We start from the raw sequence: 14323 nt of genomic DNA on the forward strand, positions 1-14323 counted from the left end.
CCATCTTGATTGCCTCACCCTGTTCTCGCCTCTGTGCCTAGCCTAGCCAATTGTCTCCTCTTTCTCCAGCTAGTTTTGCCGCCCTAGAAAAAAAGAAATTTAACAAGGCAATGGATGTGATGATCTCGGCAATCCTCTGTGGTACAGAAGGAATGTAAAGCTTTATGGTTGGATCTTTAGTCATAAACAAGGTAAAACCTCATGCTTAAATTTCAGAGCTCATCTACTAAAGCGAAGGGCTCTGAAATGGACGAATTGGCAAATACCATTTGCTCGAACGTCATGGCATGGACTGCAACGATAAATCAGGTGTCTGTTAAGGCTGTAAGAAACAAGCGTGACAGCCTATGCCTTCAATACCGATAGACTCCCTAGACATGCATGTTGTCTTGTGACAGACACCCATGCCCTTGTAGTATTTGCCGCGAAATACCACTCAAAATTTTTGAGTTTCGACTCTATGCTACACAGGCCTTAACCTAATTTTGGCCAATCTTTAACCAATATTTAACTTGATGATAAAGTGTTAAAGCTGTGCGGCGCTGCTGCCTGATCTGCAGCGCTAAGGGTTCTTGTCCGAAGGTTGATTGGTTATGATGCAGAGGTTTCCGCAGCGGATGATGGGCAACGTTAAGACGACCGCAACAATACATTGCTCACCCGATCGCTCCCCCAGTTCCTTGGAGCATCTGCTTATATCCTAGGAAGGGGTCGTGTGACCCTTCGGACTCTACTCTGCTGATCACGTCATTGCCTATGGCTCTTGATCCCAAGCTGGACTCGGTTGACATTAACGTAACGCTGCTGCTGGAGGGTGGACATCAGCAAACGCTGGCGATCGCTCCCAATTCGTCTCTGTTGCAGCAGTTGATGAGCACATTGACAGATCCTGTGGGACAGCGATCGCAGCGGTTGTTTCAGATCCCGATTCAGGATGGCCAGGCGGTGTTGGCCTTTACGGGCGATCGCCTTGTGGGGGTGATCACAGAGCCGCCCATGGTGCTGCCATCGTCGAGGCTAGCGACGCCGTTGGGGCGAGGGGTGACACCGTCGCCGGTGTGGCGCATTCCCAATTTTCTATCGCCAGCGGAGCATCAACATTTGCTGGACTGGACGGTGCAGCAGGAACGCCAGTTTCAGCCCAGCACCACCTCTACCCAAGCGGTGGACTATCGTAAGTCCTTGGTGCTCTATACCTTGCCGGAGATTGGGGAATTATTCTCCCAAAAAATCCATGCGGCCTTGCCCCTGGTGTTAGATCAGTTGGCGATCGCTCCCTTCCAGCCCACCCAGATCGAAACCCAGCTCACGGCCCACAACGACGGCCATTACTACCGCGTCCACAACGACAGTGGCAGTGCCGACACCTGCACCCGTGTCCTCACCTATGTGTACTATTTCCACCATCAGCCCAAAGCGTTTACGGGTGGGGATTTGCGCGTTTACGATAGCCACATTCAGCAGAATACCTATGTGCAGGCGGAGTCGTTTCATACAGTGGAACCCTTGGACAATTCCATCGTGTTTTTCCCCAGCCATGTCATGCATGAGGTATTGACGATTCACTGCCCTAGCCGGGCCTTTTTGGATAGTCGCTTTACGATCAACGGCTGGATTCGTGGGTGAGCTGCGCCTGGGAGTCCAATAGGCAAATTGAAACGGTGTAGACTCGGTTTAACTGACATCGTTTGCAGGATATTCGGGATGATACAGGGGGCCGATCGTCCAACCGCATCGCAGTGGGGGTATTGCATCAATCCCCACTGTCATCAGCGCCTAAATCCTAGTCATCTAAAGCAGTGCCAGACCTGTGGCACCGAGCTACGTATTGGCGATCGCTATCGGCTGGTGCGACCGCTGCGCCATTTGGGGTCTACCTATCTCACCGAGGTTTTTGAGGTGGAGGATGAGGTAGACCAAGGGGTGAAGGTGATGAAGGTGCTGACCCGGAGCGATCGCAAGCTGGTGGAACTGTTTGAGCGGGAAGCGGAGGTGCTCCAACGGCTCGACCATCCCGGTATTCCGAAAATTGATGACCTAGGCTGTTTTCAGGTGACCCCGGCCCAGTGGAATCATCCCGTGCGCTGTTTGGTGATGGAGCGCATTGAGGGCGAAGATTTGCAGCGCTGGATGACCTACCATCCTCCCATTAGCCAACCCCTGGCCTTGGCTTGGCTGAAGCAACTGGCCGATATCCTGCACCAAATCCACCAAAACCATCTTTTTCACCGCGATATCAAGCCCTCCAATATCATGCTGCGCCCGGCGGAACCTTGGGGACAGTTGACGCTGATCGACTTTGGTACGGTGCGGGAGGTGAGCCAAACGGTGCTGGAGGGGCGAGATTCCACCGTGGTCTATTCTGATGGCTATACGGCTCCGGAGCAAATTCGCGGGCGGGCGACGCCCCAGTCGGATTTCTATGCCCTGGGTCGTACCTTTATCCATTTGTTGACCCAGACCCATCCCAATGAACTGCCGGAGGATGAGCAAACCCATAATTTAGACTGGCAGGGCTATGCGCCCCACATTGCGCCGCTGTTGGCAAATCTGGTGAGTGACTTGGCGGATGAAGAAGCGATCGCCCGTCCCCGCAATTCCCAAGACTTGCTGGATCGACTGGCAGAGGTGCAGGTGATTTTGACGCCCACCTCCATGTTTAGCGAGGCTTTGGAGCCCATGCCCTACCCCATGGTCACCTCCCATGGCGTGACCGATGTGGACGTAACCCGCCCACCCTTGGATGACGATCGCCCAGAGAGACCCACCGTCAAGGTGCCCTGGTGGCGCTCCCATCAGCCGTTGTTGGCAACCTGTGGGGTGTTGGCGTTGCTGGTGGCGCTGCTGTTGGTGAGCTGGGGGCGGCGGGAGTGGCAGCGTCAGCAGATGATCACCGCTCAGCGGCTGTTGGCCCAGTCGGAGCTCCTCTTGCCGCCTGCGGGACAGGAGTTGAAAACCTCCCTACAGTTAGCGATCGAGGCTTGGCAGCGGCTGCGATCGCTGCAGTTGCCCACCCTGCCAGCGGAGGATTTGATCCAAACGGGTCTGAGTCGTCTACCGCGATCGCAACTGCGGATTGCCCATGATGACGATGTGAATGCCGTGGCCCTGAGTGCCACGGGGCGCTATTGGGCGACGGCTAGCGCTGATGGTACGGCCCAGGTCTGGCAGGTTGTTGGGGATGACGATCGCTCGGTGTTGCTCACCACTCTGCAGCATGGGGCGGCGGTCAACACCCTGGCATTTAGCGCGGATGAACGATATTTGGCCACGGCTAGCCAAGATCAAACGGTGCAGCTTTGGGATGGGCAGGAGAACGAGGCTCGGGTGCTGAGCCATGGGGAAGCGATCCAGGCGATCGCCTTCAGTAGAGATGGCTCCCAACTGGTGACGGCGGGAGCGTCTACGGTGACGGTGTGGGATGTGGTCAGCGGTGAGCGGCTGACCGAACGGCGACGCCCGACCCGCATCACGGCCATGGCGGTGCATCCCAATCAAGCCCAGGTGGCGATCGCTAGTGTGGATGGCCAGATGGATCTATGGCGCTGGGATGGGGCGGAGTCGGCGCTGATCCAGCAGGATAGCCCCGTGCAGGCGATCGCGTTCAGTCCTGATGGTCAGGTGATCGCCACGGGCAGCCCCGATCGCACCGCCCGCCTGTGGGATGTTGCCACCCAAACCGAAGTGCGCCGCTGGCTCCATGCCCATAGCGTTGTGCAGGTGGTCTTTAGTCAAGATGGCCAGCGCTTGGTGACGGCGACCGGCAGCCCCCTGCCGCTGCGCCAAGGACACAGTGCCCAGGTGTGGAATGTGCAAACTGGGGAGGCGATCGCCCAAGTTGCCCACCAAGGCAATATTACGGATGTGGCCTTGAGTGACGACGGCACCCTCTTGGCCACCGCTAGTTTTGATCGCACCGCCCAGGTCTGGGATTTGACCCAAGATACGCTGGTTGCCCAGGTTCAGCATCAAGAAGCGGTTATGGGAGTGACCTTGACCCAGGGGCGACAGTTGGCCACTGCTAGCCTCGACAATACGGCCCAGCTCTGGGAACTGGTGGGCAATCCAGCGCTGACGGTGCTGGACGAGGAAGGGCCAATTTTAGCGATCGCCTTTAGTCCCGTTGATTCCCTGATTGCCGTGAGCAGCGGTGATGGTACCCTCAGCCTCTGGCACGAGGATGGTCGGCGGTTGCGGCAGTGGCAGACGGAGTACCCTGTGCATACCCTGACCTTTAGCCCCGATGGACAGATTCTAGCGGCCACCAACCATCGCAATGTGCAGCTCTGGCAGCCCGATAGCGGCAGCCTGCTTCTGACCCTACCGCCCATGAATCCGGTGAATGCGATCGCCTTCAGTCCTGATGGGCAGTATTTAGCGACGGCCAGTACAGATACAACGGCGCGCGTTTGGGAAACCCGTAGCGGTTTGGAAGTGGCGCGGCTAACCCACGATAGCTTTGTCGAATCGGTGACCTTTAGTCCCGATGGTGCCTTCGTGGCCACCGCCAGCCTGGATAATACGGCCCGCATTTGGGACTGGCAACAGGCCACTCCCCAAGAGCTAGCCCGTTTAGAGCACGGCAGTTTTGTGGAATCTGTTTTGTTTAGCCCTGATGGGCACTATATTGCTACTGCCAGCCTGGATAACACCGCCCGCCTTTGGGATCGGCGCAAGCCCGGCATACCCGAAGTCCATCGCTTGACCCACACCCATGATGTGAATGCGATCGCCTTCAGTCCCGATGGGCAGTACCTGGCCACCGTCAGCGGGCCGCGCCTGCTGCAGCCATCACAAAATGACACGATTCAGGTGTGGACGGTGGATCAGGGGCAGTCGGTGTTGACGTTAGCCGATCAGTCGTTGATTGGTATGGGAGGCTTTAGCCCCGATAGTCAGTATCTATCGACGGTGAGCCAAGGGCAGGGGGTGCAGCTATGGCAGATATCGAGCCGTCGGGAAGTGGCTCGGCTGCGGCGCATCGTCAATCCGCGTAGTAGCGTTTTTAGTCCATCCCAGCCCATGCTGGGGGTGACGGGAGCGCGCCAGGTTTGGCTATGGTCATGGAGTTCAGTGGATCTAATTGATCAGGCTTGCGATCGCCTAGCGTTACCGATGACGCGATCAGACTGGCGGCATTATATAGGACGGGAGCCCTACCGCCCTGCCTGTGGCGATCGCTCTGGAATGGGAATGCAAGGGAGTTAGAGGAATTAGGAGTTCCTTAGGGCTACCTTGCCCAGCTATGAAGCCAATGCGATCGCATTGGAGGCTAGCTTCATGAAAACTTTATGTAAAAGCGCTAGTTCCTAACGAATATAGCGATTTTGCAAGTAGAACTGCGGATCGACCCCCGCCATTGCGCTCAAAAATATGAGTAGTTGCCCAGATTACAGTCTCCTAGGTAACCAACTACAGTAAGAGCATAGGAGTTCCGAAGGACGATCCCATGAATGTATTCTCAACCCCCCAGTCTACCCATCCATCTGGTTGTACAGATCCATTTACCTTTTCTCAAGACGTTTCTCCTACAACCCTAACTAGCAAAACCGTCTGCCTCGTATATCCCAACGGCGACGTAGTCGTGAGCTCCTGTGATCAACAAGACCCATCCAAATCCTCCGTTATCCACCTAAGATGAGGTGCGTCTAGCCATGACACCGCAGTCTTCTGTTCTTCACCGTCTCGAACATGCCGCATCAACCATGCGAGACGTGGCGATCGCCCGAGCAGCCATTGCCTCTAGAGACCTATTGATTCGCACGGCCCAGCATTCAGGATGTCCGGTTTACGCTGTCACCACGGACGATATCCTCGATCACCTTGAAACGCTACGGCATCCGCCCACGCCAGAACCATCGGTCAGAACTCCGGTCACCAAGCATCACGCTCAGCGCTCCTCGGATGATTTTGAGCGATCTCTTGATCTCTTGGGCAACTTATTTGGCGGAGTTTCCCTAGAAGCTGAGTCATAAAGCAACAAGGAACTCTGTGGACCTCAGCCCTCTGGAATGACTCAACCATCGTCACTGTAATGTACACATCAAAGCAAAGAGCAGAAGCTCTTTGCTTTTTTTATGCCAAGTCTATTAGATCAAGGACATTGAGTTAACTGGGGTGCTAGGATTCGAACCTAGGAATGGCGGGACCAAAACCCGCTGCCTTACCACTTGGCGACACCCCATCACGGCTGCTTACATATATTAGCAGTTGTGTTACAGGTTGTGTCAACCTTTACAAAAGATTTTTGGCGATCGCCTTCGATTCCTAAAATCCTTGCCGTAGTAAGGCATCGGTCTGTTGATATAACCCTTGCCAAGCGCTTTGCCAATGGCTTTCCGATGACCAGTGCTGAAAACAACTGGTTTGCGACAGCAGGTAGTAGAGCAACGCCTTGCGATAGCGGGGGGATTCGCTGAGGCGGTGACCGGCTAGGGGAGGACGGTGGCCGGCGGCGATCGCGTGGTGGAAGCGTTGGTGTAGGCGTTGGTGGGGCACGTCGGGACGGGTGGAGGGCGACGGCATTACCTGGCAGACGGGATAGTCATCGAGCCCTAGACCGGTGGCCTGCAGCAGCTCTAGATATTCGGTGCCGGTGAGCCCTTGTACAGAGCGATCGCCTTGGTTGAGGACGTCATACCAGGTATTGCGGAAGGCGGCTGGAAAGTCGTGCATCATGGCATGGGTGTTTTCGCCGTCTTCGATCTGGGTGACCAGGGGCGGGATGAGGCGATCGCCGAGGGGTTGGCGGGCAAGCTGCTGGGCTTGGCGGTAGGGCTCCATGCTGGCGAGGGACTCGGCGGTGCAGTGGCTGGGCTGTACGAGCACCGCCATGCTTAGGGTTTGCCCTTGGGTGTTGGTCACCTCTAGACGATGGGGGAGGTGAACCTGGGAGAGCGGTTGTCGTTCGGGGGTGCAGACCTGCTCTGCGCGCACCAAGAGCCAGCGGTAGCCAGTATCTTGCAGGGTTTGCACTAGGGTATAAAGAGCATTGGGCTCTGTGGGGAGCTGGAGCTCGGGCAGGCAGAAGCCCCGCACGCGCCGCAGGGCCTCCCAGCCAAAGATGGCGGCGAAGTGGTGCTGCCAGGCTTGGATATGCAGTTTGAAATCAGCGGCGGGAATGATGGGAGCGATCGCGTGCCCCCAGAAGGTGCCGAGCCATTCGACGTAGGGCTGGTAGGTTTTTTCGGTGGTGATGCGTTTGAGGTTATCGAGCACGTCGCCGCGTCCCATCTGCCGCAGACCCCACAGCAAGGTGCCGGAGTAGGTCAACATCACCCGTGGGCTATAGCCTTGGTTGATCAGGTCAACCATAAAGTTGGCGATGCGGCTATAGCAGTAGGTGAAGGTGCCAGCTCGGTGATTATCCCCATCGAAGGGATGCTCAAACATATACTGAAGATGGCTGATCAGGTGCCCTGGCTCTTGGCTGGGTACCATGGGCTGATGCATATGCAGCGCGACGGCAAAGGCAGCGGTGTAGGTCTCTAAGGATGGGGAGGATGGTTCCAAAAAGACCGGACGTTGATCCTGCCGCACCTGCTCTAGATCGGTTTCCCAGCCGCAAAGATTAGGAAGGTCGTTGATGAGTTCTGGAATGGGCTGCAGGGGCGCGATCGCTTGGGAGTTGGACGATTCATCAATGGGCGGCAGAGCAGAGATCATGACGGCGAGCCTTGTTAAAACTTAAAACAATGACTGGAGTCCTACGCGCAGGGGTGATCAGGTCATTGCGAAGAAGCGCAACGCCACCCAGACGCGATCGCTCAAGGGGGTAACGGGTAATCTAAAAATATCCTTAAGCACCCTAAACCTTAGTATATCGATCCCTTGATGCCTCTCTCTAGTCGTTAACAAAGTTCTATGAATACCGCTGACGATTCGTTTCAAAAAGCTAACGATTGTTTCAGGCGATCGGCGCACCAGCGTTGGCATCGCCACCAAAGCCAGCTCCACATTTTGCGATCGCAGCTTGGGTTTTCGGAGGTTGCGCCCTCGCGGCCGGCGGTCTGTCGCGGTTGTGCTCACTACCATGGAGTTGCCTATGGGCAGGCCCGCGATCGCCGCACGTTGTTGATCTGCGGGTTTCATCCCTATGGTTGGCAGGGGCAGGCTTGTCCAGACTGGCAGCCCGACTAGGCTGGGCGGAACTTGAGTCCATCAGAGACGGGGGCGATCGCTTGCTCTGAGGTCATTTGACGTATATTTTGCGATAGAGTGATTGGGACAACTTGGGTGCTGGCGTATGTTCAACGCCCCATCGTAGCGATCGCGTCATGGCCATAAAAAGAGGTCTATGAGCAATAACGGTGATGTCTTTCAAGCAGTCATATCAGGAGTGATGAAAGACTAGTTGTGTGATGTCAAGTAACAGCCAAAGGAGGCGATAAATTGTTGGACTTGGGAAAGTTTTCTGACGGAACTCCCATCACAGAAGCTAGCCTAAAAGCTTGGAAAGCATTGTCGATGGAGGTAAGAGCTGAGCGTAATCTAAAGCAACTCGATCGCTTAGTTGTAAGCTGGGATACTCTAGTCAATCTTCTTGATAGCGAAGAATACAGAATTAATGTGACATCCAATAATGTACCTAGTATTGGGGGCGATCGCTCTATTGTTTTGTTTTTACATATTCCAAAAGTAGGTGGTTCAACGTTGGCATATGTGTTAAATAAAAACCATGAGAGCCATCATTCAATTCATGCTAATGCTCCAGAATTGGAACACAAGCCTTACCTCTTATTTAAACGCGATATGTTGTGTGACTTGGTGATGGGACATCACAGAATCAACTCGATTCTATATCAACTTCTAAATCGACCCGTGATTCATATGACAATGTTGCGGGATCCTGTCAGCCGCGTTGTTTCATATTATGACTATTTGTATACCTCTAAAGTGCATCCGCTACGTCATAAGGCCAAGCAGATGACACTGCAAGAATTTATCGAATCCAAGGAAATTGTTGAACTAGAAAATGCTCAGTCTCGCCGATTGGTCGGCAGTTTGTATCGGGCTCCGTTCAGAAAAAAAGCAGGTCAATCTGTGACCTCTCCTTGGGACGATACTGATCAACTGCTGAAGGATGCTAAAGAAACATTGACGAGCCGATTTTCGTTGTTTGGTTTGACGAATGACTATACACGGTTTTTGCTAATGGCAAAGAAACTGTTGTTCTGGCGAGATATTTATTATGTTCGTAAAAATGTATCGAAGCAAAAAACAGTTGTCGCTGATGTTGAACCTAGGGTAATTGATTTGATCCGGCAGCGAAATCAGGCTGATATTGCACTGTTTGATTATGCAAAGCAGTTGTTTGATGAGCGTTGCGATCAGCTAGACATTACACAAGAGAAAGTAGATCACTATGAGGCGCTGAACACAACGTATCAAGATCTATTATGCTCATCTCAGCAGCTATTTTCAAGCACTTTACCTGTGAGTGCCGATTTGTAACACGATGAAAATTGCTCATATTATTAACCCATTTAAGGCAAAAGAAACCCAGGATTTATTCTTGGCTCAGCCGATCACATTTAAGACCATGGAAACTGCCCAGCGGTTTGCCAAAGACTATGGTCTGGAGGTAGAACTTTATGCTGCCTACTATCCGGTTGATGAAGAAGTTGTTCCGAGTAGTTTTATTAAAACACCCCCTTTAGATCGCTCAGTTTTAGATGTGGCAAAGATTCAATTCCAAGTGCCTAGAACATTTCCATTGCTGGGTGATATTTTAGATCGCTTATATGCTGCAACGGATGCAGACTATCTTGTTTATACGAATGTTGATATTGCCTTAATGCCGTTTTTTTATACGACGATTGCAAGGTTTATTGAACGAGGATTTGATGGATTTGCCATTACTCGTCGCACGATATCAAAAGATTATAAAGGGGTGGATGATATTCCATTAATGTATGCAGAATATGGAGAGAATCATCCCGGACATGATTGCTTTGTATTCAATCGCGATGTGTACTCTCAATATCGTTTGTTGGATGCTTGCATTGGAGCATTAAGCATTGGCCAGATCTTGCTATTTAATATTATTTGCAACGCGAAAAGGTTTCGTGTTTTTAGAGGTCACCACCTAACGTTTCACCTGGGAAATGACCGAGTCGATTTATCAGAAACATCTGATGAGTACTCGAAATATCAGGACTATTCAGATCACAACTTATATCAAGTTCGTCAGTTTGTGGAATATTATCGATCTATAGATAAGCTCGCCAATCATCGAATTATTCAAAATTTTTTAGACAGTGAACGAGCAACCATGCCAATTCCTGGTATGGAATTTATTTCTGATGAGTTGCTGTAAGTAAGTTGCTGTAAGCAAGTGTAAAGGTTCAAGTTAACTATCTAGGCTGTAACTAAATGCCTTTGCCCACTTTTCCCATTGCTGGATATCAAATCGAGTACTTTGAAGGATCTCTTCTCGTTCTACATTCCACTTTTCAAAGTACTTCAGATTTTCAGTGCTTGAAACTTCTTCACTAAGAGATACCTCTTGAATGCCTAGAAATTGGAAGATTTTACTCACTTCAACCTGATAGTCTGAAGCGAGGTCTTCGTATCTTAAAAAATAGTGATTTTTAATGCGCGGTAAATCGTCTAAAAATCTTTGATGACAGACTATCCAATGTTCAATGAGTTCGTCAATTTTTCCCTTTTTGTGAAACTTTGCCTTGGTAGCATAGGCAACAGCAACAGGATGTCTTAGGATAGTGACAAATTTAGCCTTGGGAAACAGTGCTTGCAGGAAAGGCATCCTGACCAGATTGGGAGGAGATTTTTCTACAAAATTTGATTTGCTTAAATCCCAGTGATGACTCCATTCATCAAATAACTTACGTGCATTCTCTTCAGAGACTAAAGGATGATGTTCATCCATAAAGGAGGCTGGATCAAACCCGAAGCGTCCGGGGCCGCCAAATACCTTGGCAGGTGGATAGATGCTTTGTAGATGTTGTCCTTCATCCTTAGGAACGCCTGTATTACTGAATCCACTAATGTCAGGATGTTTCTTTAAAAGCTCGTGCAGGAGCGACGTTCCGCTTCTGTGTAATCCACAAATGAAAATAATAGTTCTCTGGTCTGCGTCTATCGAAAACATATAGGTTTAAAGCTGTGTGAGGCTAGAAAGTTGAGTGAACTTGAGATCGAGATGCCAATGGTAACCGGAATAATAGCTTAAAACTGATAGCCAAATAATTGAATTTCCTCAGAAAATAAGCGTGTGATGATATCCACTGATTCAGGATCCAGAAGTTCTTGATAGGAAGTGTTGGCTGGTCGAAGATTTCCCTTGGCTCTTGGTAATTCAATGGATTCTTGAATGCCTAGTTTGTTGTGAAGAACGTCCCTTAGATGTTCTTCAAGGCTTTCATACAAACAGACTCTATCGACTACTATGCTCCCTTTGATCGTGTATAGATCAAATCCTTTTCTTCTAAAACGTTTGTTGTGTTCAGATTTAATAAAATCATTAATAGAAGGACGCGGCTCTTTTTGAAAACGATAGTAGTATAAAGACACTATTTTGTCCCAGGGATTCCGCTCAAAACAGAACGTATAATATTGATCCCATACCCTTCTTGATATAAGTCTTCTGACCCTGCGGGCAGAAATATGGGGTCTAATATCTTCTCCTTCGATAGTCGTATAATTTTGAGCTGTTCTATATCCTAATGATTTTCTTAACTCCTCATCCTCAGGAATAATAGGCGTGATAATGTCATCATCGCCGCAAAATTTTGAAAGGGCAATTTCTATGCTGGTTCCTGCTGTTTTAGCAGTTTTGATAAAAACAAACTTATGTTTATGAGAAACAATCATGATAGCTTTAGTCCAAAACAGTCAAGGTGTAATTGTGTTTTTTGCAGAAAAATCTAAGCTCTGATTTTAAGAAGTCACTGATACTATGCCAATCTTCAGGACTTAGCACTGGTTTCTCAATGATTTTTCCTTTGTAGGGCTTGCGTGTATTGATAGTTTTGGATGGAGCTTCAATCTCGGTAAATTTTCGAGCTTCATCTACTAACTTTTTGCGTTTTAGAAACCGGAATAGCTTCCTCTGATCATCCTCAATACGAATAGTGAGATCCGGTTTCATCAACTCAATGATCCGGCTCCAATAGATAAAGGTTGCAACCGCTGCGTCTATGGGGCTAAGAGTTGCTAAATCAAGACCAAAGTAGCGCTGAATGTGCTTTTGGCGAAACGCAAACGACGTCTCTGAATATTGGTTTTCTACCAGTAAACTCGGGATAGCATCTAAGGGCGATCGCACATGATGAATGATGTGCCGAAAGTGCGTATAGCGACGCGATCGCGCATACTTGTCCTTGCCGTAGGGATATCGGGCATCATCCACCGCAAACATCCACGAGGAAATGCCTTGGGCTTCCATGCGTTCATGCCCCACCTCCAACCCAAAAGCGCTCAACAACTGACTCATATAGCCAGACCCACAGCGCGGATGTCCTACACATAAAACATCCCGAATAATAGCGTGCTTCACATGCTGCTCCATGCTCTGCTTCGCTGCACGAATCGTTGCTTCATCCGCTTGCTGCTGCACCAAATAGTCCACATGCTGTTGCTTGGGATGGATTAACGATGCCATTGCCCCAGTCGAGGCTGAATGTTCATGGGCAAAGGGCGGCACCACCGTGTAGTTATGGTATTGCGGCGCAACCTGACGATGAACATAGACATCGACCGTGGTGTCTACTTTCTTCACTTGATCGATGAGGGCGATCGCCATCGCTCGGTTGATGGCATAGCAAGGGTTAGACATGCGGATGAGCGTTGTCGAAAGCTCCACCGTCCCGTGATACTGATGATCATCCCGCAGCCTCCAGCCCAGCCGCAGCAAACAAGGGCGATCGCTTTGGAAGTTTTGCGTAAACTCGTCTGTTGCCACCAGTTGCTGCAACACCAGGGGCGCATGATCATTAAAGAGAATGTCATCCTCAACAATCAGGGCATTCTTCCACCCCTGATCGCGAATTAGCTCCCACACCGCCTGATGGCTAAGCCAAGTGGCCACCTGGGAGGGAAGCAAAACATTGTTGCAATCGTCCTTGCCGCACTCCAGCTTATGGCAGCGAAAACAATCGGGATAGCGCTTCACCCGCTCTTGCCAGTAGTAGTCGTCCACAATGGGCGCATCAGAAGCGATCGCATCAAAAAAACGATAGCGCTGAATGCCAACCGCCTCGAAGTGCTGACGAATGTGCTCCCGCCGATCGAGACTGGCGGGCAAGCTCAGGCAAACAATGTCATCAAACCAATCGGTCAGCCCAGCCAAGTTCTCCATTTGGGGGTTCGATCCTAACGAGCGTTTAAACAAACGACGAAGTAGACGGTGCATCGTAGTTATGAAGCAATGACTATTCTAAGGCTAATGTGTTAGGACATTGAATCCCTTGGGCTGTTGCTCGTTCAATATAGTGGTGAATGCGTGCCTGGCAGTCGTGAAGATCTACCGTTTGATTAATCTGCTGTTTGCGTTTTTCCTTGGTGTTGAAGGTTTTTTGAGCCAGTTCTCGGGTTTTGTCTGTGGGTATAAGCCGCAGCTGATCAAAGACCTGCATCACGTATTCAAAACGACTAAATGACTCTAGCCGCACCGGATGAACCTTAATGTGTGGATAGTCTTGGCAAAATCGTAATGCCCTCGCTTCTATGTCTATCAAGTAGGCAATCGAGCGATCGCATGGATCGAGATGGTCATCAGCATCTATGCAGGGAATCGCTGCCGTCACGGCATTGGGGCTAGACATCCAGTTTGGCCAAACCTCGTTTTGATCAGAAAAATAGCCTAGCTCTAGAAAACTCTTGAGGACAGACGCTAGATTGCGTCTGAGGAGAATGACCTCAATCTGGGCACCAAAGGCATCAACCACCACATCAAAGAAGGTTTTAATAAACATGTGGTTGGTTTCGCAGTAAACCGCCTGGCTTGGCAAATCGTTGAGTAGCTTTCTAAGGGCGATCGCCTTACACTGACGCATTGCAAATGTTTCAGCATAGGGCTTGTGATTAATCCAATGCAGATACTCGCCACTCATAGTTGGGTCTGCCTCATGGAAGCTTCTCACCTGCTTGGCACTGCCCAAGACCTTAGATAAATACTTGGAACCAGCCCGTCCCGAGTTCATACAAAAAATGAGACGATGGGCATCGTTTGTTAAAGCCATACCCTGTGTTAAAGTGCTTTTTGCAATGGATTAACAGCATTCTACCCTGCTTGTTTGTCAGATTAAGAGCTTTGGCTTCGCCTATATCAGCCTCCTGAGTTCACCCTTGGGCTCAAAAT

Annotated in this window: 11 protein-coding genes and 1 tRNA gene; 6 read left to right on the forward strand and 6 right to left on the reverse strand. The window is 50.7% G+C overall.

What is annotated here, in order from left to right; translation table 11 throughout:
- The first annotated feature begins 756 nt into the window (after nucleotides 1–756).
- The 3 genes from JUJ53_RS20530 (at nucleotide 757) to JUJ53_RS20540 (ending at nucleotide 5975) form a co-directional block, all read left to right on the forward strand.
- Nucleotides 757–1626, forward strand: a complete 870-nt coding sequence (locus JUJ53_RS20530) for a 2OG-Fe(II) oxygenase (RefSeq protein WP_204153901.1) — start codon at nucleotides 757–759, stop codon at nucleotides 1624–1626.
- A 78-nt stretch (nucleotides 1627–1704) separates the two neighbouring features.
- Nucleotides 1705–5208, forward strand: a complete 3504-nt coding sequence (locus JUJ53_RS20535) for a protein kinase (protein ID WP_204153902.1) — start codon at nucleotides 1705–1707, stop codon at nucleotides 5206–5208.
- Nucleotides 5209–5654: 446 nt separating this feature from the next.
- Complete coding sequence (locus JUJ53_RS20540; RefSeq protein ID WP_204153903.1) at nucleotides 5655–5975, forward strand: hypothetical protein; 321 nt, start codon at nucleotides 5655–5657, stop codon at nucleotides 5973–5975.
- 137 nt (nucleotides 5976–6112) lie between these two features.
- Here JUJ53_RS20540 and JUJ53_RS20545 read toward each other — a convergent pair.
- Together JUJ53_RS20545 and JUJ53_RS20550 are read right to left on the reverse strand one after the other, a co-directional pair.
- Nucleotides 6113–6184 (reverse strand) — tRNA-Gln (locus JUJ53_RS20545).
- Between the two features lie 83 nt (nucleotides 6185–6267).
- Nucleotides 6268–7665 carry a glycosyl hydrolase family 57 gene (locus JUJ53_RS20550; RefSeq protein ID WP_204153904.1) on the reverse strand — a complete coding sequence of 466 codons (1398 nt, stop codon included), beginning with the start codon at nucleotides 7663–7665 and terminating at the stop codon, nucleotides 6268–6270.
- 198 nt (nucleotides 7666–7863) lie between these two features.
- Here JUJ53_RS20550 and JUJ53_RS20555 point away from each other — a divergent pair, with 198 nt between their 5' ends.
- From JUJ53_RS20555 to JUJ53_RS20565, 3 genes are all read left to right on the forward strand, one after another.
- A complete protein-coding gene (locus tag JUJ53_RS20555; RefSeq protein WP_204153905.1) occupies nucleotides 7864–8139 on the forward strand; it encodes a hypothetical protein in 276 nt (91 codons plus the stop codon).
- Between the two features lie 255 nt (nucleotides 8140–8394).
- Complete coding sequence (locus JUJ53_RS20560) at nucleotides 8395–9453, forward strand: sulfotransferase family 2 domain-containing protein (RefSeq protein ID WP_204153906.1); 1059 nt, start codon at nucleotides 8395–8397, stop codon at nucleotides 9451–9453.
- 4 nt (nucleotides 9454–9457) lie between these two features.
- A complete protein-coding gene (locus tag JUJ53_RS20565) occupies nucleotides 9458–10318 on the forward strand; it encodes a hypothetical protein (protein ID WP_204153907.1) in 861 nt (286 codons plus the stop codon).
- A gap of 33 nt (nucleotides 10319–10351) precedes the next feature.
- Here JUJ53_RS20565 and JUJ53_RS20570 read toward each other — a convergent pair whose 3' ends face one another.
- The 4 genes from JUJ53_RS20570 to JUJ53_RS20585 form a co-directional block, all read right to left on the reverse strand.
- The gene (locus tag JUJ53_RS20570) at nucleotides 10352–11113 is read right to left on the reverse strand and encodes a sulfotransferase (RefSeq protein WP_204153908.1); all 762 of its coding nucleotides are present in this window, start codon (nucleotides 11111–11113) and stop codon (nucleotides 10352–10354) included.
- Nucleotides 11114–11190: 77 nt separating this feature from the next.
- Entirely contained in the window at nucleotides 11191–11835 is a 645-nt protein-coding gene (locus JUJ53_RS20575) for a sulfotransferase family 2 domain-containing protein (RefSeq protein ID WP_204153909.1), read from the reverse strand.
- A gap of 7 nt (nucleotides 11836–11842) precedes the next feature.
- The gene (locus tag JUJ53_RS20580; RefSeq protein ID WP_204153910.1) at nucleotides 11843–13321 is read right to left on the reverse strand and encodes a glycosyltransferase family 25 protein; all 1479 of its coding nucleotides are present in this window, start codon (nucleotides 13319–13321) and stop codon (nucleotides 11843–11845) included.
- A gap of 73 nt (nucleotides 13322–13394) precedes the next feature.
- Nucleotides 13395–14204 (reverse strand): hypothetical protein, encoded by an 810-nt coding sequence (locus JUJ53_RS20585; RefSeq protein ID WP_204153911.1) that lies wholly within the window; start codon nucleotides 14202–14204, stop codon nucleotides 13395–13397.
- Between the last annotated feature and the right edge of the window lie 119 nt (nucleotides 14205–14323).

The sequence above is a fragment of the Leptolyngbya sp. CCY15150 genome, assembly GCF_016888135.1.
GTDB lineage: Bacteria > Cyanobacteriota > Cyanobacteriia > RECH01 > RECH01 > RECH01.

Coding starts and splice junctions, on each gene's coding strand:
- JUJ53_RS20530 (WP_204153901.1), top strand. CDS start 757: ATGGCTCTTGATCCCAAGCTGGACTCGGTTGACATTAACGTAACGCTG.
- JUJ53_RS20535 (WP_204153902.1), top strand. CDS start 1,705: ATGATACAGGGGGCCGATCGTCCAACCGCATCGCAGTGGGGGTATTGC.
- JUJ53_RS20540 (WP_204153903.1), top strand. CDS start 5,655: ATGACACCGCAGTCTTCTGTTCTTCACCGTCTCGAACATGCCGCATCA.
- JUJ53_RS20550 (WP_204153904.1), bottom strand. CDS start 7,665: ATGATCTCTGCTCTGCCGCCCATTGATGAATCGTCCAACTCCCAAGCG.
- JUJ53_RS20555 (WP_204153905.1), top strand. CDS start 7,864: ATGAATACCGCTGACGATTCGTTTCAAAAAGCTAACGATTGTTTCAGG.
- JUJ53_RS20565 (WP_204153907.1), top strand. CDS start 9,458: ATGAAAATTGCTCATATTATTAACCCATTTAAGGCAAAAGAAACCCAG.
- JUJ53_RS20570 (WP_204153908.1), bottom strand. CDS start 11,113: ATGTTTTCGATAGACGCAGACCAGAGAACTATTATTTTCATTTGTGGA.
- JUJ53_RS20575 (WP_204153909.1), bottom strand. CDS start 11,835: ATGATTGTTTCTCATAAACATAAGTTTGTTTTTATCAAAACTGCTAAA.
- JUJ53_RS20580 (WP_204153910.1), bottom strand. CDS start 13,321: ATGGAGAACTTGGCTGGGCTGACCGATTGGTTTGATGACATTGTTTGC.
- JUJ53_RS20585 (WP_204153911.1), bottom strand. CDS start 14,204: ATGGCTTTAACAAACGATGCCCATCGTCTCATTTTTTGTATGAACTCG.